General features: G+C 76.2%; 2 protein-coding genes and 1 pseudogene. All 3 read right to left on the reverse strand.

Features of this window, described 5'->3' with window-relative positions:
- Positions 1-953: type II secretion system F family protein (locus tag ABD308_RS08275; protein WP_344329854.1), on the reverse strand; the 953-nt coding region annotated here is incomplete at its 3' end.
- Positions 950-2,575, reverse strand: coding sequence for a TadA family conjugal transfer-associated ATPase (locus ABD308_RS08280; RefSeq protein WP_344329857.1), 1,626 nt, complete (start codon positions 2,573-2,575; stop codon positions 950-952). The genes ABD308_RS08280 and ABD308_RS08275, both read right to left, overlap by 4 nt.
- A pseudogene (locus tag ABD308_RS08285) lies at positions 2,565-3,012 on the reverse strand (hypothetical protein); the annotation flags it as partial. The pseudogene ABD308_RS08285 and the gene ABD308_RS08280, both read right to left, overlap by 11 nt.

The raw sequence follows: 3,012 nt of genomic DNA on the forward strand, positions 1-3,012 counted from the left end.
GCCTGGCCGTGGCCGACCACGTGGGTGCGGATCACGTCCCCGCCGCCGCCGAACAGCCCGCCGCGCCGGTCCGCCTCCAGCAGCCGGGGCACCGGCGGGTAGGAGGCCAGCGCGCGCATCCAGGCGATCACGCCGACGAACAGCGCGCAGACCACGCCGAGCACGACCTGCCCGAGCACCGTGCCGTACGGGCGGGTGTACTCGGTGTTGAACGAGCCCACCACCACGACCAGCAGGATGATGCCGACCAGCCAGCGGATGGTGGTGCGGTGCTTGGCCCGGTCGGCCTCGATGGTGCGCCGCTGGCGGACCTCCTCGCGCACCGAATCGGCCATGTCGGCCAGCGCCCGGGCCAGGCCGGGACCGCTGTCCCCGGCCCGCAGCAGCAGCGCGGCGAGCACCTTGTCCGCGGTGGCGTCGGCCATGCTGTCGGCGAACACGCGCAGCGCCTCCTCCGGCCGCCAGCGGGCCTGCAGCCGGGCGGCGAGTTCGCCGACCTCGGCCTCGATCGCGGCGGGCGCGGTGCGCCGGCTGGTCACGATGGCCTGGTTGAGGCCGACGCCGAGCAGCAGCACGTCGGCGATCCGCTGGGTCCACTCGGACAGCGCCTCCAGGCGCTCGATCCGGTCGGTGTCCGAGCGGGTGGCGTCGAACAGCCAGGGCAGGCCGAACACCGCCAGCGGCACCAGCAGCACGGTCAGCGGGATGCCGCTGAACAGCCAGCCGAGCGGCGCCCCGATCAGCGCGATCGGCAGCTGGATCCGACGCAGCCGGGCGACCCGGTGCGAGGCGGTGCCGGGCGCGCCGTACCAGAACACGTGCAGCCGGGAGGCCAGCGGGTTGGGCTCCCGCTCGTCCTGGTCCTCGACCGGGTCGCTGCCGCGCGCCCAGAGCACCAGGGCGACCAGGCCCGCCGCGACGGCCAGGCCGCAGAGCACGAAGAGCGGCATCATCGGGCGCCACCACCGATCCGGAGTTGCAGCGGTGCGGCCCAACCGCCGTACCGGGAGCCGAGCAGCGCGGCGTCGAAGCCGGCCCGGCGCAGGTCGTCCAGGCACTGCGGCGGGGTGTGCGGGACGGCGCGCGGCTCACCGAGGTCGGGGCGCGGCCCGAACACGGTGTTCAGCGCGGGCCGGCCGCTCTCGCCGAGGCCGGTGACCTCCAGGACGTGCGAGACGAAGCGGTGCCGGCGTCCGCCGACGGCCGTCTCGTCCACCATCGCCACGTGCACGATGAGGTCGACCGCGTTGGCGGTGAGCCGGTAGGCGAGCGCGTCGGTCATGTGCGAGCCGTACTCCAGGCAGAGTTCCGCGATCCGGTCGACCACCATGTGCGGGCCGCGCGCGTGCAGGGTGCACATCGAGCCGCCCTCGCCGTTGGTCATGACGCGCAGCATCGGGACGACCTCGCCGGAGCGGACCTCGCCGACGATGATCCGCGAGAGCGTCATCCGCAGCGCGGCCGGGATGAGGTCGCCGATGGTCAGTTCGCCCGCCGAACGGCCCTCCACCCGTTCGCCGTTGCCCTCGCGGGCCTCCATCGGGACGACCTGGCGCAGATGGCCGAGGGTGTGCAGCCAGAGCTCGAACTCCGACTCCAGGGTGCCGATCCGCTCGTCCGGCGGGATCTCGGCGGCCATCGCGCGCAGCAGGCTGGTCTTGCCGACGCCCTGGGTGCCGGTGATCATCACGTTCTTCCGGGCCCGGATGGCCGAGGCCAGGAAGGCGGCGAGGGTGGAGTCCAGGGTGCCGAGGCGGACCATCTCGGGCAGCGTCGCCGAGGCCACCCGGTGGCGGCGGATCGCCACGTACGGGCGCGGGGTCACCTCGGTGAGCGCCTGGAGGCGCATGCCGCCCTCCAGGCGCAGGGCGAGGGTCGGGCTGGCGGTGGACAGGGTGCGCTCGCCGCCGCCGTGCTGGCGGGCCAGGTCCTGGAGCAGCTCGACGAGTTCGGCGTCGCTGTCGGCGACCGGCGGGACCTGGCGCAGCGGCTGGTGGACCCGGGAGACCCAGACGTCGTCGCAGCCGTTGATCAGGATGTTCTCGATCTCCGGGTCGTCGAGGTAGGGCTGCAGCCGGCCGGCCCGGAACAGCAGGTCGAAGACGGCCTCGGCGAGCGCGCGGTCCTGCTCCCGGGTCGGCGGGATGCCGTGGGTCTGCGCGTAGGCGTCGGACCAGCGGGCGACGGCCTCCTCGATCAGCGCGCGGCCGCGCTGGCGGCGGGTGGCGCGGTCCGGCTCGGTGCCGGAGCCGGCGGTCAGCCGGGTGATCTGCTGGTGCAGTTCGGCGGCGACCTGCCGCTTGATCTCGCGGGCGACCTGCGGGTCGACGGCCGGGCGGGTGCCGGCGCCGCGCAGGTCGAGCGAGGGCAGCTGGGAGGGGACGGCGGTGGGCACGGCGGACGCGGCGGACGCGGCGGGGGGCTGCGCCGTGTGCGGCTGCGGCTGGGGGTGCGGCTGGTCGGCCGGGACGACCCGGCCGGGGGCCACCGGATGGACCGGACCGGGCAGCGGCGTGGTCCAGGGCAGCGCCGCCGGGTCGGTCGCGGGCTGCTGGTGCAGCGGACTACCGCGCACGGAGCACCTCCCCGTCGACGGGCTCGTGGTGGGGCTGGGGGTGCGGCTGGGGCTGGGGCGCCGGGTACGGCTGGGCACCCGGGTACGGCTGTCCGGGGTGGGGCTGTCCCGCGTACGGCTGGGCGCCCGGGTACGGCTGCCCCGGGTACGGCGCGGCCGCGTGCGGCGGGCCACCGTGTCCGGGGAACGGCGCGGGGGCGGCCGGCTGCGGCGCCAGCCCGGCGAGCGGTGCCACCGGACCGGTGGCGATCACCGGCGGCACCGGGCCGTACGGCTGCTGGTGCGACTGGTGAGGCTGTTGGGGTGGCTGGGGCTGCTGGTACGGCTGCGCGGGCTGCGGCGCGTCGGCGGGCTGCCGCACCGCCGCCGGCGCGGGGCGGGCGTAGTCGTACCCGGCGGCCTCGGGACGCGGTCCGGGCTGAGCGCCCGGCGCGGCC

This window comes from Kitasatospora putterlickiae (assembly GCF_039527695.1).
Taxonomy (GTDB): Bacteria; Actinomycetota; Actinomycetes; order Streptomycetales; family Streptomycetaceae; genus Kitasatospora; species Kitasatospora putterlickiae.